General features: G+C 63.9%; 18 protein-coding genes. 16 read left to right on the forward strand and 2 right to left on the reverse strand.

Going from position 1 to position 19,540, the window contains the following annotated elements; translation table 11 throughout:
- Positions 1-59: 59 nt before the first annotated feature.
- From FKM97_RS11730 to FKM97_RS11745, 4 genes are all read left to right on the forward strand, one after another.
- Positions 60-947, forward strand: a complete 888-nt coding sequence (locus FKM97_RS11730) for a LysR family transcriptional regulator (RefSeq protein WP_144292625.1) — start codon at positions 60-62, stop codon at positions 945-947.
- A 581-nt stretch (positions 948-1,528) separates the two neighbouring features.
- Positions 1,529-2,614, forward strand: a complete 1,086-nt coding sequence (locus tag FKM97_RS11735) for an arginase family protein (RefSeq protein ID WP_205014914.1) — start codon at positions 1,529-1,531, stop codon at positions 2,612-2,614.
- A 194-nt stretch (positions 2,615-2,808) separates the two neighbouring features.
- Positions 2,809-3,924, forward strand: a complete 1,116-nt coding sequence (locus FKM97_RS11740; protein WP_170240876.1) for an efflux RND transporter periplasmic adaptor subunit — start codon at positions 2,809-2,811, stop codon at positions 3,922-3,924.
- A 3-nt stretch (positions 3,925-3,927) separates the two neighbouring features.
- Entirely contained in the window at positions 3,928-7,065 is a 3,138-nt protein-coding gene (locus FKM97_RS11745; protein WP_144292585.1) for an efflux RND transporter permease subunit, read from the forward strand.
- A gap of 27 nt (positions 7,066-7,092) precedes the next feature.
- Here the strand turns inward: FKM97_RS11745 and FKM97_RS11750 are convergent, their stop codons facing one another.
- Complete coding sequence (locus FKM97_RS11750) at positions 7,093-8,007, reverse strand: LysR substrate-binding domain-containing protein (protein ID WP_144292586.1); 915 nt, start codon at positions 8,005-8,007, stop codon at positions 7,093-7,095.
- A gap of 120 nt (positions 8,008-8,127) precedes the next feature.
- On the opposite strand from FKM97_RS11750, the gene FKM97_RS11755 reads away from it, so the two are divergent.
- From FKM97_RS11755 to fcl, 10 genes are all read left to right on the forward strand, one after another.
- Entirely contained in the window at positions 8,128-8,964 is an 837-nt protein-coding gene (locus tag FKM97_RS11755) for a transporter substrate-binding domain-containing protein (RefSeq protein WP_170240877.1), read from the forward strand.
- Between the two features lie 24 nt (positions 8,965-8,988).
- Entirely contained in the window at positions 8,989-9,696 is a 708-nt protein-coding gene (locus tag FKM97_RS11760; protein ID WP_144292587.1) for an amino acid ABC transporter permease, read from the forward strand.
- A 4-nt stretch (positions 9,697-9,700) separates the two neighbouring features.
- Positions 9,701-10,507: an amino acid ABC transporter permease gene (locus FKM97_RS11765; RefSeq protein WP_205014916.1), complete on the forward strand. Its 807-nt coding sequence runs from the start codon at positions 9,701-9,703 to the stop codon at positions 10,505-10,507.
- Positions 10,504-11,259: an ATP-binding cassette domain-containing protein gene (locus tag FKM97_RS11770; RefSeq protein ID WP_144292588.1), complete on the forward strand. Its 756-nt coding sequence runs from the start codon at positions 10,504-10,506 to the stop codon at positions 11,257-11,259. The genes FKM97_RS11765 and FKM97_RS11770 overlap by 4 nt, the downstream gene beginning before the upstream one ends.
- Before the next feature lie 25 nt (positions 11,260-11,284).
- Positions 11,285-11,668 (forward strand): Rossmann-fold NAD(P)-binding domain-containing protein, encoded by a 384-nt coding sequence (locus FKM97_RS26540; RefSeq protein ID WP_205014917.1) that lies wholly within the window; start codon positions 11,285-11,287, stop codon positions 11,666-11,668.
- A complete protein-coding gene (locus FKM97_RS11775; RefSeq protein WP_205014919.1) occupies positions 11,599-12,309 on the forward strand; it encodes an NAD(P)-dependent oxidoreductase in 711 nt (236 codons plus the stop codon). Before FKM97_RS26540 ends, FKM97_RS11775 begins: the two co-directional genes overlap by 70 nt.
- 40 nt (positions 12,310-12,349) lie before the next feature.
- On the forward strand, positions 12,350-12,997 hold the full coding sequence (locus FKM97_RS11780) for an RraA family protein (protein ID WP_144292589.1): 648 nt from the start codon (positions 12,350-12,352) through the stop codon (positions 12,995-12,997).
- A gap of 173 nt (positions 12,998-13,170) precedes the next feature.
- Complete coding sequence (locus tag FKM97_RS11785; RefSeq protein WP_170240878.1) at positions 13,171-14,622, forward strand: O-antigen ligase family protein; 1,452 nt, start codon at positions 13,171-13,173, stop codon at positions 14,620-14,622.
- 116 nt (positions 14,623-14,738) lie between these two features.
- Positions 14,739-15,812, forward strand: coding sequence for a GDP-mannose 4,6-dehydratase (gmd, locus tag FKM97_RS11790; RefSeq protein ID WP_144292591.1), 1,074 nt, complete (start codon positions 14,739-14,741; stop codon positions 15,810-15,812).
- On the forward strand, positions 15,812-16,756 hold the full coding sequence (gene fcl / locus FKM97_RS11795; protein ID WP_144292592.1) for a GDP-L-fucose synthase: 945 nt from the start codon (positions 15,812-15,814) through the stop codon (positions 16,754-16,756). The genes gmd and fcl overlap by 1 nt, the downstream gene beginning before the upstream one ends.
- Positions 16,757-16,804: 48 nt before the next feature.
- Here the strand turns inward: fcl and FKM97_RS11800 are convergent, their stop codons facing one another.
- The gene (locus FKM97_RS11800) at positions 16,805-17,890 is read right to left on the reverse strand and encodes a linear amide C-N hydrolase (protein ID WP_144292593.1); all 1,086 of its coding nucleotides are present in this window, start codon (positions 17,888-17,890) and stop codon (positions 16,805-16,807) included.
- A gap of 157 nt (positions 17,891-18,047) precedes the next feature.
- Between FKM97_RS11800 and FKM97_RS11805 the strand changes: the two genes are divergently transcribed.
- Both FKM97_RS11805 and meaB read left to right on the forward strand, forming a co-directional pair.
- Entirely contained in the window at positions 18,048-18,383 is a 336-nt protein-coding gene (locus FKM97_RS11805) for a DMT family transporter (protein ID WP_144292594.1), read from the forward strand.
- A gap of 73 nt (positions 18,384-18,456) precedes the next feature.
- Entirely contained in the window at positions 18,457-19,452 is a 996-nt protein-coding gene (gene meaB / locus FKM97_RS11810) for a methylmalonyl Co-A mutase-associated GTPase MeaB (protein WP_144292595.1), read from the forward strand.
- Positions 19,453-19,540 lie beyond the last annotated feature (88 nt).

A 19,540-nucleotide genomic window follows, 5' to 3' on the forward strand; every position in this document is an offset into this window, starting at 1 on the left:
GGCGCATGAAACTGCATGATCTGCCTGCCACCACCGATATCCCGGCCTCCGCCCGTCCCATGGACTGGGACAAGCTCCGCATCTTCCACGCCGTAGCCGATGCCGGTAGCTTCACTCATGCGGGACGCGACCTGGGACTGTCCCAATCCGCAGTCAGCCGGCAGATCAGCGCTCTTGAGGCCGATCTGCGGGTGCCGCTCTTTCATCGCCATGCGCGGGGCCTGATCCTCACCGAGCAGGGCGAGCTGCTGTACCGCACCGCCCATGAGGTCTTCACCAAGCTTGCTGCCGCCCAGACGCGGCTCATGGACTCCAAGGACAAGCCCTCGGGTCATCTGCGCCTCACCACGACCGTCGGCTTGGGTTCTGTCTGGCTCACGCCCCGGATCGGCGAGTTCATGGAGCTCTATCCTGAGATCAGCGTCGAACTCATGCTCGACGATCGGGAACTCGACCTCGGAATGCGCGAGGCCGACATCGCCATACGTATGCGCAGGCCGGTGCAGCCCGATCTGATCCAGCGCAAACTCTTCACCGTGCACTATCATCTCTATGCAGCAGCGGAATATGTCCGTCGTCATGGTGCACCGCGAACGGTGAGCGAACTGGACGATCACATGGTTCTCGCCTTCGGTCACGCGCCCACCTATCTGGCCAATGTGAACTGGCTCGAACATGCCGGCCGGCCCCCCGGCAGCCCTCGCGCTTCGGTACTTCGAATCAACAATGTCTATGGCCTGCGCCGGGCGGTTGAGGCGGGGGTCGGCATCGCCTCCCTACCCGATTATGCAGTGGGCCGCGACAGCGGTCTCATCCAGGTGATTCCTGAGGCGGAGGTGCCTGAATTTGACACATATCTGGTTTATCCTGAGGAGTTGAAGACCTCGAAGCGGGTGGCTGTGTTTCGGGATTTCATCGTCACCAAGGCCAAGGAATGGCAGTTTTGAGGCCCTTGTGACGCGCGTTCAGGAGCATCTTTCGCCGCCCCTCGTCACCCACCCTGATGAGCAAGGTTCTGTTTTCAAATGTCTTTTCAAACTGACAAGAAGGGCTGAACAGTTCAATTGTGCAGCGCCGAAGTCTCTACCACAACAAAGTTGACGTTCGCGTAAAGATCACGATTTTAGCCATGCCGCCGCCGCATGGCTACCATGTTCAACGTTTGCTTGTTAATCGGGCGATCATTGCGCAAATTATCACCACGCACTCGATAGAGCGCGTGAAGCGGAAATTACTCCCTCCCCTTACTTTCCGCTTGCTGGTCAACCGTTCCCCTCACCCCAGGTTGGCCCAGCGTGCCCTGGCTAGGGCATCAAGGGACTTAAGCCGGATCCTAACAGATCCGGCTCTTTTCTTTTTTGGCCCCTTTTCCGGAGCCTTCAAGCGTCCGCGCATCGTGGACACGAACCTGCTGCTCCCCTCATTCCCCGCAAGCCTCTGCCCCCGCGCGAAATTTGCGCATGACAACGCGCCAATCCTGAGCGGTAATCCGTCCTCAGCGCCGGCAGCGCAAGGAGAGGACACGGACATGGCTTACCCGAGCTGGCAGGAAATTCGGAAAGGGTCGATCGACAACACCTATTCCTTCATGAACCCCTGGTATGTCCCGATGATCGCCGCCGACATGCCGACCTTCATGGCGCGTCCCCATGCGACCACGCCGGAAGAGCTTGCCGGCGCCGATGTGGTCATCATCGGCGCACCCTATGTCGCGGGCTGGGGCGGTTATATGGGCGTCGATGCCGAGGAATGGCTCGCCGCCCCCAAGCGCATCCGCCAGCAGTCGATCCGCTACGGCTCGGGCTATATCCAGGACTTCGACCTCGATGTCTTCGAGCATCTGAAGGTCGTCGACTATGGCGATGCGGATATTCCGCCGGAATGTCTGGTCGCTCCCACGGCGGAAAATGTGTTGCGCGCTCAGGCGGCCGTGGAGAAAAAGGTGAATGACGCCATGGCCGCCGGCGCCGTGCCGGTGGTGATCGGCCAGAACAGCCCCTGCGGCTCCTTCGCCATCGCCAAGGTCGTCTCCGAGCGCACCAAGGGCAATGTCGGCTGCGTGTCCCTCGACACCCATTGGGATATCGCGCCCATGGACAAGCTCACCATGGACCCGCGCATCGCCGGCTCCGATTCCTGGAAATACAAATGCTACGAGCTTCTCGACAATTTCGACCAGCGGCACCTCGTCGAGATCGGCGAGCGCGGCATGCACGAGAACAAGGACATGGTGCGGATGTTCCTGAGCAAGGGCACCCACTTCTATCCCATGTGGAAGATCCGCTCCGGGCTGGGGATCGAGGGCCTGGTGAACGAGCTCCATCACGCCTATGACGGGACCGACGCCGTCTATTGCCACTGGGACATGGATGTCCTCGGTGGTGCCGGCCCGGCGCCGGGCGACATTCTGGGGGAATTGGCCGAGCCTTTCGGCATGTCGGATTACGAGGTCATCCGCCTCGCCCATGAAGTCGGCCGCCGCGGGCTTGCAGCCCTCTCCTTCATCTGCATTCCGCCCGGTTCGGCCGCGACCTACCGGGTCCTGGTCTATGTCATCATGTATATGTGCGCGGGCCTCGCCATGCGGAAGATCGCGGCAGCATCCGAAAAATGATCGATGGACCGGCCATCCTGCCGACGGGCGCGATGGAGTGCGTGGAAAGCCTGACCGGCCGGCGGTGGTCTAGACTTTGGGGGAGGTGGCACAGAATGTGATCGCCATGTCCCCGTCGAAGCATGTAAGCTCACCGGGAATTCAGGCGCGCGAGTGGCGTTTTGGTCCGTCATCCAGGAAAGTTGAGAGGCAGCGTGTTGGTCGTGGCAGCGGCCTTGAGCCTTTGCCTCCTCACGGGCTGCGACGAGAAGACGACGGAGGCTGCCGCCGCCCCGCCGCCAGCGGTCTCCGTTCAGGCGGCGACCACCAAGGGCGTCGCCTGGGAGTTCCAGTTCGTTGGCCGCATCAAGGCCATTGAGCAGGTCGAGACCCGGGCGCGTGTCGAGGGTTTCCTGGCGAAGGTTCTGTTCCGCGAGGGACAGGATGTGAAGGCCGGCGACATCCTCTACCAGATCGAGAAGGACCAGTATCAGGCGCTTGTGGAGCAGGCCCAGGCCGATCTCGTGGCGGCCCAGGCGGTCGTGGTCAATGCCCAGCTGAAATACGACCGCTCCTTCGGCCTGCGCAAGACCGACAGCGTCCCCCAGTCCAGCGTCGATCAGAACAAGGCTGACCTCGACAGCGCCAAGGCCGGCGTCCTTCAGAAGGAGGCCATCCTCAAGCAGGCGCAGATCAATCTGAGCTATACCGATATCGCCTCGCCCATCGACGGCCGCATCGGGCGGACCACCTATACCCAGGGCAATCTGGTCAACGCCGCATCCGGCGTTCTGGCGACGATCGTGAGCCAGGATCCGATCTACGTGCTGTTCCCCGTCGGCGTCCGCCAGCTCGAGGAAATTCGCAAGAACCGTGCGCTTCCCGATGGCGGCCAGGCGAAGATCGAGATCATGGTCCAACTGCCCAATGGCGACGAATATCCCCATCGTGGCATCTGGAACTACACCGATCCTCAGGTCGACCAGCAGACCGACACGATCAACATGCGCGCGACCTTGCCCAATCCCGACCGGCAGTTGGTCGATGGTGAGTTCGTCACCGTTTCGCTGCGGGCCCGGCAGCCCGAACCCCAGCTGGTCGTTCCCCAGGCGGCCCTGCAGACCGACCAGGCCGGCTATTACGTCATGGTCGTCGGCAGCGACAACAAGGTGGAGCAGCGTCGGGTGCAGACCGGGCAGACCCAGGGCACCGACGTGGTCGTTAATTCCGGCATCAAGGACGGCGAGAACATCATCGTCGAGGGGGTTCAGAAGGTGCGGCCCGGCCAGACGGTGACCGCCACGACCCTTGCACCCGAACAAGGCGCCTGAGGCGTGATCTCGGCCGTTTTCGTCGATCGGCCGCGCCTTGCTTTCGTGATTTCGATCGTCATCACCCTGGCCGGGCTGATTTCGATCTTCACCATCCCGGTGGCGCAGTTTCCCGACATCGTCCCGCCCCAGGTCACCGTCAGCGGCACCTATCCGGGCGCCGACGCCGAGGTCGTGGAGCAGACCGTCGCGCAGCCCATCGAACAGCAGATGAACGGCGTCGACAACGCTCTCTACTACCAGTCGACCAGCGGTGCCGATGGCAGCTACAGCCTCAACGTCACCTTCGCCTTGGGGAGCGACCCCGACATCAACACGGTCAACGTCCAGAACCGGGCGTCCCTGGCCACCCCCTCTCTGCCCGACGAGGTGACCCGCCAGGGCCTGACGATCCTGAAGAAGTCCTCGGCCCTTCTCCAGGTCATCCAGCTCTATTCGCCGAAGGGGACCTATGACGCTCTCTATTTGAGCAATTACGCCACCATCAACGTGGTCGATCCCATCGCCCGCATCCGCGGCGTCGGCCAGGCCTCCCTGTTCGGCCCCCTGGACTATTCCCTGCGCATCTGGATCGATCCGGACCGCCTCACGGCGCTCAAACTGTCTCCCAACGACATCATCACCGCTGTCCGCGGTCAGAATGTCCAGGCCGCCCTCGGCCGCGTCGGCTCGGCGCCGGTCTTGCCGGACCAGCAATTTCAGCTGACCATCAAGACCCAGGGGCGCCTCACCCAGCCGGACGAATTCGGCAAGATTGTCGTCCGCGCCAATCCCGACGGCTCCGTCGTGCGCATCCGTGACGTCGCCCGCGTCGAGATCGGCGCCCAGTCCTCCGACCGCTACGCCCGCTTCAACGGCGCCCCGGCGGCCTCCATCGGCATCTATCAATCGCCCGGGGCCAACGCCATCGACGTCGCCAACCAGGTCGAAAAGACCATGCAGGAGCTGTCGGCGCGGTTCCCGGAGGACCTCACCTACAACATGTTCTTCGACACCACCGTCTTCGTCCTCTCGACCATCGACGAGGTGATCAAGACGCTGCTCGAAGCCTTCGTGCTCGTGGCGATCGTGGTCTTCCTCTTTCTCGGCAAGCTGCGGACCACCATCATTCCCCTCATCGCGGTGCCGGTGTCCATCGTCGGCACCTTCGCGGTCCTGCTGGCGGTCGGCTATTCCGCCAACACCATCTCGCTCCTCGCTCTGGTGCTGGCCATCGGCATCGTGGTCGACGATGCGATCGTCGTCATCGAAAATGTCGAGCGCGTCATCGAGGAGGAGCCCGAGCTCTCCATTCCCGACGCCGTGAAGAAGGCCATGAGCGAGATCACCGGCCCGATCATCGCCATCACCCTCGTGCTTCTGTCGGTGTTCGTGCCCGTGGCCTTCATTCCCGGCATCTCGGGCGAGCTCTTCCGCCAGTTCGCGGTCAGCGTCTCCGTGGCCATGATGATCTCCGCTTTGAACGCCCTGACCCTCAGCCCGGCGCTCTGCGCGGTGCTCCTGAAGCGCTCAGCCCCGAGCCGCGGGCCCATGCGCTATGTCCTCGGCGGCATCGACAGGATCCGCGACGGCTATGTCTTCGGCGTCCGCAGGCTGGTCCGCGTGGCGATACTCGGCGTCGGTCTGGTGGCACTCGCCCTGGCCGGCACCTTCGGCCTCTTCTCCATAACGCCCCAGGGCTTTCTTCCCGAGGAGGATCAGGGCGCCTTCTTCGCTGCCATGCGGCTTCCCGAAGGGGCCTCCGTGAACCGGACCCAGGCGATCGCCGAACAGGTCGAGGACATCATCCGCCCCCTGCCGGGGGTCGAGGGCGCGCTCTCCGTCGTGGGCTTCAACTTCATCGACGGTCTCGCCTCCTCCAACAACGCCTTCTTCGTCATACGCCTCAAGCCTTACGAGGACCGGACCGACCCTGCCCAGAGTGCCGCCGCCTTGATCGCCAGCCTGCAGCCGCAACTGGCGGCGATCCAGGGGGCCGTCGTCTTCCCCTTCAACCTTCCCCCCATCCTCGGCCTCGGCAGCACCGGCGGCTTTCAATACGTCCTGGAGGCCTTGCAGGGTCAGCCGCCCGCCGACCTTGCCGCCACCTTGCGGGGCATGATGGTCGCGGCCAACCAGCAGCCCGAACTCGGCGGCGTGTTCTCGACCTTCGCCGCCGACACGCCCCAGATCTTCCTCGATATCGATCGCGAGAAGGCCCAGGTCCTGGGCGTCGAGGTGAGCGACATCTTCTCTGCCCTGCAGGCGACCCTGGGCGGCTTTTACGTCAATGATTTCAACCTGTTCGGCCGGACGTGGCAGGTCAACATCCAGTCCGAGACCCCCTTCCGCAAATCCGTCGACGACATCTACCGGACCTATGTCCGCAACGCCAAGGGCGACATGGTACCCCTCCGATCCCTGGCCGAGGCCCGCCTGGTCCAGGGCACTCAGGCCCTGATCCGCTATAACGGCTTCCGCTCGGCGATCATCAACGGATCGCCCGCGCCGGGCTTCAGCTCGGGCCAGGCGCTGGCGGCCATGGAGCAGATCTCGGCGACCACCTTGCCGCCCGGCTACAGCTACGAATGGACGGGGACGGCGCTGCAGGAGAAGGGGGCGAGCGGCCAGACGCCCATCGTGCTCGGCTTGGCCCTGCTCTTCGCCTATCTCTTCCTGGTCGCCCTGTATGAAAGCTGGAACATTCCCATTCCCGTGCTGCTCTCGGTGAGCGTCGGCGTCCTTGGCGGGGTGGCCGCGGTGTGGCTCTCGGGCATGAGCTTCGACGTCTATGCCCAGATCGGCCTTGTCGTCCTCATTGCGCTCGCTGCCAAGAACGGCATTCTGATCGTGGAGTTCGCGGTGGAGGAGCGGCGCAAGGGCAAGACCATCACCGAAGCCGCCATCGAGGGCGCGAGGCTCCGCTTCCGACCGGTGATGATGACCAGCTTCGCCTTCATCCTGGGCCTCTTGCCGCTGGTGATTGCCGAAGGCGCCGGTGCCGCCAGTCGTCGGGCCGTCGGCACGCCGGTCTTCGGCGGGATGATCGCCGCCTCCGTTATCGGCATTTTCGTGATCCCCGCCCTCTACGTGGTCTTCCAATGGCTGCGGGAGAAGGCGGCCGGCAAAAAGCCCGCAGCCGAGGCCTCCCCCCTCCCGTAAAGCGGCGGCTCTGGGATTTTGGAGCCTTCATCCAACGCCGAAGGCATCCGCCTTCACAAGCTCGTCCAGCAGGGACGCCTCCAGATAATGGCTGAAGGAATCCACCAGGTTGAACGATCGCGTCGCCCGCGGCCGGATCAGCCAGACATCGAACTGCACCGCCGGTTCGAAGCGCAGCACCGCGAAGTCCGGTCGGTCGATGTTGTAGACGCAGATCGGATCGACGATGGCGATCCCGGCATTCGCCGCCACGAAGGAGCATGTGGTCTCCGACTGTCCGGTCTCGATCCGGATCTCCCGCGGCACGCGCAATTCGTCGAACACCCGGTCGATGATGGTGCGCGAATGGTCCTGCGGTCCCAGCGAGATGAAGGCCTCGCCGGCAAGGTCCCGGGCATGCACCACCCCGGCCTCCGCCAACCTATGTTTCCGCGGAACGATGCAGACCGTGCGCATCCGGTACAGAAGTGTGCTCTCCACTTCCGGCCGGTCGCCGGGCAGCACGCTCAAGCCGATATCGACATTCTGGGCGGCCACCGCATCGATCAGGCTCTGCGACCGCATGCTTTCGAGATGGAACCGGACATCTTCGCGATCGGCGGCGAAGGCCTGCACGATTTCCGGCACGATCCGCCGCGCCACGGTAGGAAAGGCGGCGATCTTCACCGAGCCCCAGCTCTGGTCGCGCAACGCCGCCGCCACGCGCGCGATGCGGCCGACCCCGACGAACATGCGCTGCACCTCCGTATAGAGGGCTTCCGCCTCCCGTGTGGGAATGATCTTGCTGCCACGGCGCTCGAAGAGTTTGAACCCGCAGCCGCGCTCCAATTGCCCCAGCAGCTGGCTGACGGCCGGTTGCGAGACACCCAGCCGCTCTGCGGCGCGCGTGACGCTGCCCGCCGTGATCACCTCCTGGAAGGCTTCCAATTGTCGGATTTTCACGGGCACCCCATAAGTTTCACTTATTCTGCTGCGAAGTAAAACTATTTGAAAATTATGGCGCGTCCAGCGATCCTTGCTGCGCAAAGGCAAAAGCCGGCACCACCATTTGAGGGGACCTCGATGATTAAGCTGTTCAGAACTCTGATTGCTGCTGTCTCGCTGATCACCATGGGGACGAGTCTCACAGGCGCGGCCCATGCCGACCAGCTCGACCGGGTCAAGGAGCGCGGCAAGCTCATCGTCGGAATTAAGAACGACTACAAGCCCTTCGGCTTCCTGGACAGCAAGGGCGAGATCATCGGCTTTGAGGTCGACCTGGCGAAAGCGGTCGCCAAGGAGATCCTCGGATCGGAGACGGCGATCGAGTTGGTCCCCGTGGTCGCCTCGAACCGGATCGAGTTTTTGAACCAGGGCCGCATCGATGTGATTTTCGCGACCCTCGGCCGTAATCCTGATCGGGCCAAGGTGATCGACTTCACCAACGACTATTACATGATGGGCGGCGTCGTGGTGCTCGCGGCCAAGGATACCACCATCAAGGCCTGGGAAGACCTCAAGGGCCGCAAGGTCTGCGGCATCCAGGGCAACATGTACAACCGGCCTCTGGCGGAGAAGTGGGGCGCCGAGACCGTTCTGTTCCCCGGCACCTCTGAGATGTTCAAGGCCTTTCAGGATAGCCGCTGCGAGGCGATCGCCTTCGATCAGGCGATCCTGACCCAGAAGGCCAATGAGGACGGCTGGAAGGGCAAATATGCCGTCGTTCTGCCCGCTTACGAGTTCGTGCCCATCGCCGGTGGCCTACGCAAGGGTGAGCCGGCCTTCCAGGCGGCGGTGAACAAGGCCATCACCGCGGCTGAAGCTGCCGGTGTGCTCACCGGCGCCGAGAAGACCTTCGGCATGGGCGAGTCCGACTTCGTCACCAAGCAGGCCGCCGCGGCCAAGGCGAAGACCAACTGAGGACTGTGAATCGGGCCCGCCGCCATGGAGCTGGATTTCGGATGGCTGGCGGACCCGCTGTACCAGCAGTGGCTGCTCCGCGGCGTCGGCACGACCCTGTTGCTGAGTGCATTGGGGATCGTGTTGATGCTGATCATCGGCATCCTTGGAGCCGCCTGCCTCCACTTCAAGCTGCCGGTCCTCGAACTCGTCGTCACCATCATCGTCGAGCTGCTCCGCAACACCCCGCCTTTGGTGCAGCTCTTCTTTCTCTACTTTCTGCTCTCGGAAATCGGTCTCTCCCTCACCGATCCCGCCACCGGGCGCAGCATTCCCCTGTTCACCGGCTTCACCTGCGTGGTCCTGTCGCTCGGGCTCTATAACGGGGCGATTGCGGTCGAGATCATCCGCTCCGGCCTTCTCGCCGTGCCGCGCGAGACCATCGAGGGGGCGAGGTCCCTCGGCTATACGAGGCTGCAGATCTTCCGCTATGTCGAACTGCCCATGGGGCTGCGTCTGACCATTCCAGCCATGACGAACAATGTCGTCAGCCTCATCAAGACCTCGTCCCAGGCCGTCCTCGTCGCCGTCGCCGACCTCATGTATTACGCGACCCAGATCATGCTCGAGAACTTCCGCAACCTGGAGGTCATGGTTCTGATCTGGGTGATCTACATCCTGATCGCGACCTTCGCGGTGCTGGTCATCGGCCGCATCGCGGCCGCGACCCGCATTCCCGGCTACGGGGTATGACGCCGTGAGAACGCATAGCGAGCTCAAGGCTTTTATCTTCGGGATGATCGGGGTCTCCCTGTTTCTCCTGCTGCTGATGGTTCTTGTCTATGGGGAAAGCACCGGGACGATCCTGCACGGCCTGGCGCTGCGTTCCCCGCTCCTGTTGACCGGGTCTGCCGATCTCAGCAGTTTCGGCGGCGGATTCAGCGCCAATGTCATCATCAGCCTCTGGGCCATGCTGATCGTGGGCGTCTGCGGCGTCGTCCTGGGGATCGGCCTGATCTCGTCCAACCCGGCCATGCGCCTGCCGTCGTCCTTCCTGATGAATGTGCTGCGCAATTCGCCCTGGCTGGTGATCCTCTACGCCATGCTCTATCTGCTGCCCTTCGAGGTCACCCTCTTCGGCACCACCTATTTCATCTCCCCCACCATGAAGGCGATCGTCGGGCTCTCGCTCCCCGTCACCGCCAACATGGCCGAAGTGTTCCGGGGTGGCGTCGAGGCCATTCCCACCGGCCAATGGGAATCCGCAAGGGCACTGGGCTACCGGCGTCTCCAAATTCTCCGCCATGTGGTGGTCCCTCAGGCGATTCCGCTGATGATCCCGAATATCATGACCACCTATGCGACGCTGTTCATCGGCACCAGCCTGGTCGTGGTCACCGGCACCGAGGACGTGCTGTCCCTCGCCCGGGTGGTGATCGCCAGCGATGGCGACCAGTTCGCCACCGGCATCTACATCTACGTCCTGTTTCTCTTCTTCATTTTCGCCTTCCCGATCGCGGTTCTGACGCGATGGCTCGAGCGTCGCATCAGGAGGTCGACATGACCAACGAGACACCGGCCGCACCTTTGGTCGAACTCCGCGACGTCTACAAGTCGTTCGGCAATGTGGAGGTGCTGAAGGGCGTCAACATGGACGTCCGCGAGGGCGGCGTCGTCTGCATCATCGGCCCGTCCGGCTCGGGCAAGTCGACCCTCCTGCGCTGCATCAACGGCCTGATCCCCATCGATCGCGGCACCATCCGCGTCGGCGACTTCGCGGTGGAGACCTTGCGGAGCGAACGCTCCCTTGTCCCGCTTCGCCACCAGGTCTCCATGGTCTTCCAGCAATATAATCTGTTCCCGCACCGGACCGTCCTCGAGAACCTCATCATGGCTCCGGTCCAGGTGTTGGGGGAATCCCGCCCCAAGGTTCGCGAGAGGGCGCTCGCCCTTCTCGCCAAGGTGCATCTCAGCGGCAAGGAGCGGGCCTATCCTGGCGAATTGTCTGGCGGTCAGCAGCAGCGTGTGGCGATCGCCCGAGCCCTGGCCATGCAGCCGAAGATCATCCTCTTCGACGAGGTCACCGCCGCGCTCGACCCGGAAATGGTCAGCGAGGTCCTCAGCGTCATCCGCGACCTGGCGACCGAGGGCATGACCTGCATCCTGGTCACCCATGAGATGCGCTTTGCCGAAGAGCTCGCCGACGAGGTCTTCTTCACCGATCGTGGCGTGATCGTGGAGCATGGCCCGCCGCGGCAGCTCTTCCATTCCCCCGCCGATCCCCGACTGCAGAACTTTCTGGAAAAAGTGCTGTGAGCCTCTCTGCCCAAGGAAAAAAGTGATGTCCGCCTTTAAAGTGCTCGTGCCGGATGCCCATCTCCGCGACCTGGATGTGGAGCGGGCTGTCTCCGGCGACCGGCTCGATTACCAGGTCTTCGATGAGACCGACGCCTCCGCCATTCCCGACGCGACCTGGCGGGAGTGTGATGCGGTGCTCGTCTGGCATCGCATGAAGATCACGCCGGAGGTCATCGCCAAGCTCGATCGCTGCCGCATGATCGTGCGCGTCGGTGTCGGCTACGACAATGTCGATGGGGACGCCTGCCGCAGCCGGGGGATCCCCCTCTGCAACGTGCCCAATTACGAACGACCGAAGTGGCCGACCACGCCCTCGGTCTGCTTCTCTATCTCGTGCGCGGCCTCGGCACTTATGAGAAGCGCCTGAAGGCCGATTTCAACAAGGGCTTCCTGGCCGAGGACGTGCCCGTCGTCCGCCGGATCCGCGGCGCCACCTTCGGCGCCATCGGCATGGGCCGCATCGGCACCGCCGTTGCCCGGCGTGCCGCAGCCTTCGATATGAAAGTCATCTATGTCGACCCCTACCTCCCCGAGGGCCACGAACTCGGTCTTGGCCTTGAAAGGGTCAGGACCCAGGAAGAGCTCCTGCGCCGCTCCGACATCGTCAGCCTGCACCTGCCCTTATCGGCCAAGACGCGCAACATCATCGGCGCAGCGGAACTGGCGCAGATGAAGCCGGGCGGCATCCTGATCAACATCGCCCGTGGCGGCCTCGTCGACGTCGATGCGGTCTATGATGCCCTGCGCAGCAACCACCTCGCAGCCGCCGGCCTCGACGTCCTGCCCAAGGAGCCGCCGGTGCCGACCCCTCCGCTGCTCCAGGCGTGGCGGGATGAGGAGCCCTGGCTCGCCGGTCGCTTCGTCGTGACGCCTCACGCGGCCTTCTATTCCGAGGCCGGCTATCTCGACATGCGCACCTTCTCCGCCGAGATCCTGCTCGACTATCTGTTCGAAAACCGGCTGCGGAACAACGTCAATCCCGGATGGGATGCCGCGGCCGCCGCCTGATCCCTCCCTGCCCCTCTCGCTCCAACTGACAGGACGCCAAATGGCTTTACAGAAACATGATGCCGACTTCCGCATTCTCAGCGCCGCGGAGTTGGACGCCTGGCGGGCCATTCCGCCGGCGGTCGCTTCCGACTGCATGAACCGCACCCAGGTCATGATCGCCCGGATCAAGCCCATCAGCACCGGCATGACCCTGTGCGGCCAGGCGCGCACGGCCGTCGTCATGGTTGGCGATTGCGGGCCGATCTGCGTCCAGATCGAACAGGCGCGGCCGGGCGAGATCGTGGTCGTCGATGCCGGCGGCGTTGAGGATGTCGCGGTCTGGGGCGGGATGATGGCGGAAGCGGCCGTCTATCGCCGCATCGGGGGCGCCGTGGTCGATGGGGCCGTGCGCGACGTCGCCGACATGCGCAAGGCGGGGCTGAGGATGTTCTGTCGGGCCTTCGTTCCGCGCGGGCCCCATCACGGCTTCGGCGGCGTTGTCGACGGCAGCGTTTCGGTCGGCGGCGTGCCCATCAGCTCCGGTGACATCATCCTCGGCGACGATGACGGCGTGGTCGTGGTTCCCCTCGCCGATGCCGATCGCATCCTGAAGGCCGCCCAGCAGCACGTGGTCAAGGAGAAGGATTGGATCGACGGTCTGCGGCGCGGCGAGCCGCTTCCCGACGTTTACGGGACGTCGCATTAGGCAGCACCGTCGTTTTTGCGCCCCGATCCCGCATGTCGGCCAGGGGTCGCGGCAGGACTTGTGCCGCCCGCATTATCAGCCAAAACTCGCCTGACGCAGCGAATCGTCACTTTGGCCACTTGGTGACCATATTCGGCGGTAAAGGTGGCGGCGTTTTATTGGGTGAGGCGGTGATGATGGCGATGGTGCAGGACGGTGTGGGCGCACCGAGGCAGGCGGCGAACGGCGAGGCCGAGATTTTGCGCCCGGCCGTGACGTCGACCTTGACCAATCGGTTCCTGCTCTATGCCCTCACCGCCCTGATCGCGCTCAGCCCTCTGCCCTTCGGCGGCAACAAGCCCTTGGCCTGGGCCATTTATGCCTTGGCGACCGCCCTGCTCCTGCTCGCCTATGCGGTGCCGGCCTTGGTTCGGGGGGCGACCCTCCCCGTTCCCTTCCGCCGCATCATCGTGCCGACCGTCTTGATCGCGGTCGTGGTCGTTTGGATGCTGGTGCAGGTCGACGCCTTCGGCTCGATCCTGCCCACCCACCCCCTGTGGTCCATTGGCAGCCTGGAGGCCGCAGGCCATCCCTCCGTCAACCCCGACATGACGCTCACCGGGCTCATGCGGCTTCTGACCTATGCCGGCATCTTCTGGCTTTCACTGCAGCTCTGCCGCGACGTCGACAATGCCGAATTTCTGATCTGGGCGATCGGCGTCGCGGTGGCGGTCTATTCCTTCTACGGCTTGATCCTGTGGAGCCTGGGGTCGCAGACCATTCTCTGGTATCCGAAGCTGTTCTACAGGGATGACCTCACCTCGACCTTCGTCAACCGCAACAGTTTCGCGACCTATGCCGGCCTGGGCTGCGTGATCTTCCTGTTCACGCTCACCAAGCAGCTGTCCAGGGTCTTGGCGCAGAGCGACCGCGCCTCCCTCGGCCGCCAGCTGGCCACGGTCGCCGTGCAGTCGGGGCCGATTCTGGTCTATGCCGTACCGCTCCTCGCCGTGTTCAGCGCCTTGATCCTGAGCAAGTCGCGGGCGGGCTTTGCCTCGACCGTCTTCGCCATCGTTCTCGGCTTCCTGGTCTGGCTGCTGCGCCGCCGGCGCGTGTCGGCTTGGGGTCAGTTCGCCGTGGTGGGCGTCGCCCTCGTGACCTTCACCACCTGGATTTCCTTCAGCGGCGAGGCTCTGTTCCGGCGGTTTTCGAGCGTCGACAATGACGCCGAGGGCCGCTTCCAGACCTATGCCGCGACCTGGACGGCCATCAAGGACAACCTCTGGTACGGCACCGGCTATAACAGCTTCCAGGACATGTTCCCCCTCTATCGCGACGAGAGCGTCAGCGCCTTCGGCGTCTGGGACAAGGCGCATGACACCTATCTGGAGGTGCTGTTGGGCCTTGGCCTGCCGGTCGGCATCGCCTTGATCCTCGCGGTGCTCTTGCTGGTCTTCACCTGCCTCAAGGGCGCCATCACCCGTCGCCGCGCTTGGCATCTGCCCCTGATCGCATTCACCGCCTCCGTCCTCGTCGGCTGTCATGCCCTCGTTGACTTCAGCCTGCAGATGGCAGGTGTCGCCATCACCTATGCCGCCATCCTGGGCGTCGGCGTCGCCCAATCCTGGAGCTCCACCGCCAAGTGATCCCGGGGAGTTTGCACGCTCCGATTATAACTTCGGAAAACTCTCCCATAACGTGCATTTTTCTCCCGAATCGACCTCGGGCCGGGCTAGTTTTCCCGTCTCATTGAGGAGGTCGAATGAAACACTCGCAGGGCAAGGTTGCGCTGATCACCGGCGCCACGGGCCAGGACGGCGCCTATCTGTCGGAATTGCTGCTCGAGAAGGGCTACGAGGTCCACGGCATCAAGCGCCGCTCCTCCTCCTTCAACACCGGCCGCATCGAGCATCTCTACCAGGATCCGCACACCGCCGATCAGCGCTTCTTCCTGCATTACGGTGACATGACCGATGCGACGAACCTGATCCGCATCGTCCAGGAGACCCAGCCCGACGAGATCTACAATCTCGCCGCCCAGTCCCATGTCCAGGTGAGCTTCGAGACCGCCGAATACACCGCCAACGCCGATGCCATCGGCACGCTCCGGCTGCTCGAGGCCATCCGCCTGCTCGGGCTCGTGGACAAGACCCGCTTCTACCAGGCCTCGACCTCCGAGCTCTATGGCAAGGTCCAGGAGGTGCCGCAAAGCGAGACGACCCCCTTCTATCCCCGCTCGCCCTATGCGGCCGCCAAGCTCTACGCCTATTGGATCGTGGTCAATTACCGCGAGGCCTATGGCATGCATGCCTCCAATGGCATCCTCTTCAACCATGAGAGCCCGATCCGCGGCGAGACCTTCGTCACCCGCAAGATCACCCGCGCCGTGGCCGCCATCCATCACGGCCGCCAGGACCGGCTCTTTCTCGGCAATCTCGACGCCAAGCGCGACTGGGGTCACGCCCGCGAATATGTCCGCGGCATGTGGCTGATGCTGCAGCAGACCATCCCCGACGACTACGTGCTCGCCACCGGCGTCACCACGCCCGTGCGGGATTTTGTCGAGTGGGCTTTTGCGGATATCGGCATTACTCTCGACTGGCGCGGATCGGGTGTCGACGAGAAGGGATATGACCGGGCGACGGGCAGGCTGCTGGTGGAGGTCGATCCCCGCTACTTCCGCCCGACCGAGGTCGAACTTCTTCTGGGCGATCCAAGCAAGGCGAAGCGGAAACTCGGTTGGAGCCATGACACCTCCGCCAGGGATCTGGCCCGGGAGATGGTCCGGGAGGATCTGAAGGTGATGGCGACCTCCGCGATTATGAAGGATGCGTGATGTATGAGTTGCGGGGAAAAAGGGTTTGGGTCGCCGGTCACCGGGGCATGGTCGGCAGCGCCGTCGTCCGTCGGCTGGCCGCTGAGGACTGCGAGGTCCTCACCTCTGCCCGGGCCGAGGTGGATCTGAAGCGGCAGACTGACGTGGAGGCTTTCCTTGCGGCGGCCCGGCCCGATGCGGTGGTCGTCGCAGCGGCCAAGGTCGGGGGCATCCTCGCCAATGACACCTATCCCGCCGATTTCCTCTACGATAACCTCATGATCGAGGCCAACATCATCCATGCCTCCTACACGGTTGGCGTGGAGAAACTTCTCTTCCTCGGCTCCAGTTGCATCTATCCCAAGCTTGCGCCCCAGCCGATCCCCGAAGCGGCCCTGCTCACCGGCCCGCTCGAGCCCACCAACGAGTGGTATGCCATTGCCAAGATCGCCGGGATCAAGCTCGCCCAGGCCTATCGCAAACAGCATGGCTGCGACTTCATCTCCGCCATGCCGACGAACCTCTACGGCTCCGGCGACAATTTCGATCTGCAATCCAGCCACGTGCTTCCCGCCCTCATCCGCAAGGCCCACGAGGCCAAGCGGCGTGGGGAGACGTCGATCACCATCTGGGGCACCGGCACGCCGCGCCGGGAATTCCTTCACGCCGATGACTGCGCCGATGCCCTCGTTTTCCTGCTCAAGACCTATTCCGGTTTCGAGCATGTGAATGTCGGCTCCGGCGAGGATGTGACCATCCTGGAGCTTGCCCAGCGTGTCGCCGCCGCCGTGGGCTTCTCCGGCGAGATCGTCCACGACCTGACGAAGCCCGACGGCACCCCGCGCAAGCTGATGGCCGCCGACAAGCTCCGCTCCATGGGTTGGTCGCCGAAGATCGATCTCGACACCGGAATCGCCAGGGCCTATGCGAGTTTCCTCGCCGAGACGGTCGAGGCGACAGCCTGAGATCGCCGAGACTGTCGAGGCGACCGCCTGAGGTCGCCTCTGTCTTCCCTAGTCCTGCTGTGAGACGTTCTCGATCGGCTGCGGCGTGCCGTCCATCTTGATCGTTCCCACCTGGCCCTTTGCCCCCTCGAGCGCCTCCTTCAGATCGACGACGCGGATGCTCTGATCCTCATAGGTGCGGAAGTACCAGCGCAGGTTCTTGAGGTCTGCCGCACTCGTCCACACGGTGTAATCCGTATGCATCTCCTTGCCCTGGACCTCCCGCACCGAGCCGATCGGGATGTCGAAATTGTTCATGATGTGCAGGATCTGCAGCACGCCCTCATCGGCCGTCTTGGGCGTGAGTGCCGTCTGGCTGAAAGCGACCGCCCGCACGAAGCGCGACGGCGAGCTCGAATCCCCGGGCAGCCCTGCCATCCCGGTGCCCTGGCCGAATTGCGGCAGCGCGAAGCCGCCCCCCAGCACCAAGGTCGGCAGGTTGCGGGCCGTGAGGCTGGTGTAATTGCGCAAATTCGTGAGATGCCAGTCGAAGGTGGGCGAGTTCGTCATGACGCCCACCGGATTGTCCGAGACCACCAGCGTGCCGTCGATGGGTTCGATGACGATCGACCGCCCTTCAGCATCCCGCACCAGGAAGTGCAGCGGCGCAGGGCCGCCCAGCGCTTCCACATCGGTCGCCACCAGCACCACCTGGTCGAGGCCGGCCTTGATCTCGTCCAGGGTCGCGAAACTGCCGAGCACCCAGGCGCCGAATTCCTGCGGCGCCATGGCCCGGTCCTTGGTCTCCGGCGTGGCCTTGGCATAGGAGGCATAGCCCGGGAAATAGAGCGCGCTGAGGCTCAGGCCCTTCTCGCTGATGCCATCGATCATGATGTTCATCCCGAGCGCATTGGCGCCCGCCATCCCGTATTTCGTCTTGTAGCGCAATCCTGTGCCGCCATCGGGCATGCTGCCGGTCATCTCGGTGCCGGCGGGAAGCACCAGGACCTCCGATTTGACATCGAACCCGAACTCCAGGGTGCGGCCATAGACGACCGCGCCATCTTTGGCCGTCAGCTGCAGGGTGGTGCAGGCGTGAGCGGCGGGAGCTGCACCGAGGGCAAGGGACAGCAGGATGGGAAGTGCAAGGCGCATGGGTTGGTCTCCTCTTTGCGCAGCGGACGGTCCGCCGGTCATGCCGATTAATGTGCCGGATTGCGGCGGGCGGACCTATTGCTTACCGTCTGTGTTGCTAAGCTGAGGTTAAGCCGAGCCGCGGGCGGCGGGGCGTCCCAGAAGGAAAAGAGGCAAAATGCCGGTATATCTTTGGATGGTCGGCGCCGTAGTCTTCGAAGTCATCGGCACCAGCGCCCTGCAGGCGTCTCACCAGATGACCCGCCTTGCTCCGTCGCTGCTGACGGTCGCCGGCTATGCTGCCGCCTTCTATTGTCTGTCCCATGCCCTGACCACCCTCCCCGTCGGCATCGCCTATGCCATCTGGAGTGGCCTTGGGATCGTGCTGATTTCAGCCGTCGGCTATTTCCTCCTCGGCCAGCGCATCGATCTGCCCGGGCTGATCGGCATCGGCTTCATCCTTGTGGGCGTGGTGATCGTCAACATATTCTCCACCGCGGGCCTCCATTCCTAGACCGCTGACACGCCCGCCACGACGTGATCCCCAGGCTTCAGTTTCGGCGGTCTCTCCTATATGAACGCTTCCCATGACCGATGCTCAGCCCCCGATCCTCGACCTCGACGACCTGAGCCGGCGCGTCATTGCCGGCGAACGGGCCGCTCTCGGCCGCGCCATCACTCTCGTCGAAAGCCGCCGCGCCGATCATGAGGCGCTGGCCCAGCAGCTGCTGTTGAAGCTGCTTCCCCATGCGGGCCATGCCCATCGTCTCGGCATCACCGGCGTCCCCGGCGTCGGCAAGAGCACCACCATCGACACGCTGGGCGGCAATCTGACCGCCTCCGGCCACAAGGTCGCGGTCCTCGCCGTCGACCCCACCAGTCAGCGCAGCGGTGGCTCGATCCTCGGTGACAAGACCCGCATGTCGGGTCTTGCCGTCGATCCCAACGCCTTCATCCGCCCTTCCCCCTCCGCGGGCACCCTCGGCGGCGTCGCCCGGCGCACCCGCGAAAGCATGATCGTCTGCGAGGCCGCCGGCTTCGACGTGATCATCGTCGAGACCGTCGGCATCGGCCAGTCCGAGACGGCGGTCGCCGACATGGTTGATTTCTTCCTGGTCCTCATGCTGCCGGGGGCCGGCGACGAGCTCCAGGGCATCAAGAAGGGGGTGATCGAGATCGCCGACATGCTCGCCGTGAACAAGGCCGATGGCGACAACATGGCCCGCGCGACGGCGGCGGTGGCCGACTATCGGGCCGCCCTGCAGATCTTCGTCGCCCGCGGCGCCCTCTGGTCTCCCCCGGTCATCGCCATTTCCGGCGCCAGGAACCAGGGCCTCGACACCCTATGGGCCGAGATCCAGCGCCATCGCGCCCTCTTCGAGAAGAGCGGGCAGTTGCGGGCGCGTCGCGCCGAGCAGCAGGTCAAATGGATGTGGGCCATGCTGGAAGAGCGCATGCTGCAGCGCCTGAAGGACAACCCGCAGGTCAAGACGCGGCTCCCCCAGCTCGAATCCGCCCTCCGCGAAGGCCGCACCACGGCAACCCTCGCGGCCCAGGAGATCCTGACCCTCCTCGACGCCTGACCCTGCCCACCCCGTCATCCTCCCCCCAACCCGTCATCCTTCCCCCACCCCGTCATCCTCCCCCCCCCAACCCGTCATCCTTCCCCCA

This window comes from Rhodoligotrophos appendicifer (assembly GCF_007474605.1).
GTDB classification, from domain to species: domain Bacteria; phylum Pseudomonadota; class Alphaproteobacteria; order Rhizobiales; family Im1; genus Rhodoligotrophos; species Rhodoligotrophos appendicifer.

Bases quoted from the DNA above. Each gene is read 5' to 3' on its own strand.
- FKM97_RS11730 (WP_144292625.1), top strand. From the start codon at position 60: ATGGACTGGGACAAGCTCCGCATCTTCCACGCCGTAGCCGATGCCGGT.
- FKM97_RS11735 (WP_205014914.1), top strand. From the start codon at position 1,529: ATGGCTTACCCGAGCTGGCAGGAAATTCGGAAAGGGTCGATCGACAAC.
- FKM97_RS11755 (WP_170240877.1), top strand. From the start codon at position 8,128: ATGATTAAGCTGTTCAGAACTCTGATTGCTGCTGTCTCGCTGATCACC.
- FKM97_RS11760 (WP_144292587.1), top strand. From the start codon at position 8,989: ATGGAGCTGGATTTCGGATGGCTGGCGGACCCGCTGTACCAGCAGTGG.
- FKM97_RS11770 (WP_144292588.1), top strand. From the start codon at position 10,504: ATGACCAACGAGACACCGGCCGCACCTTTGGTCGAACTCCGCGACGTC.
- FKM97_RS26540 (WP_205014917.1), top strand. From the start codon at position 11,285: ATGTCCGCCTTTAAAGTGCTCGTGCCGGATGCCCATCTCCGCGACCTG.
- FKM97_RS11780 (WP_144292589.1), top strand. From the start codon at position 12,350: ATGGCTTTACAGAAACATGATGCCGACTTCCGCATTCTCAGCGCCGCG.
- FKM97_RS11785 (WP_170240878.1), top strand. From the start codon at position 13,171: ATGATGGCGATGGTGCAGGACGGTGTGGGCGCACCGAGGCAGGCGGCG.
- gmd (WP_144292591.1), top strand. From the start codon at position 14,739: ATGAAACACTCGCAGGGCAAGGTTGCGCTGATCACCGGCGCCACGGGC.
- fcl (WP_144292592.1), top strand. From the start codon at position 15,812: ATGTATGAGTTGCGGGGAAAAAGGGTTTGGGTCGCCGGTCACCGGGGC.
- FKM97_RS11800 (WP_144292593.1), bottom strand. From the start codon at position 17,890: ATGCGCCTTGCACTTCCCATCCTGCTGTCCCTTGCCCTCGGTGCAGCT.
- FKM97_RS11805 (WP_144292594.1), top strand. From the start codon at position 18,048: ATGCCGGTATATCTTTGGATGGTCGGCGCCGTAGTCTTCGAAGTCATC.
- meaB (WP_144292595.1), top strand. From the start codon at position 18,457: ATGACCGATGCTCAGCCCCCGATCCTCGACCTCGACGACCTGAGCCGG.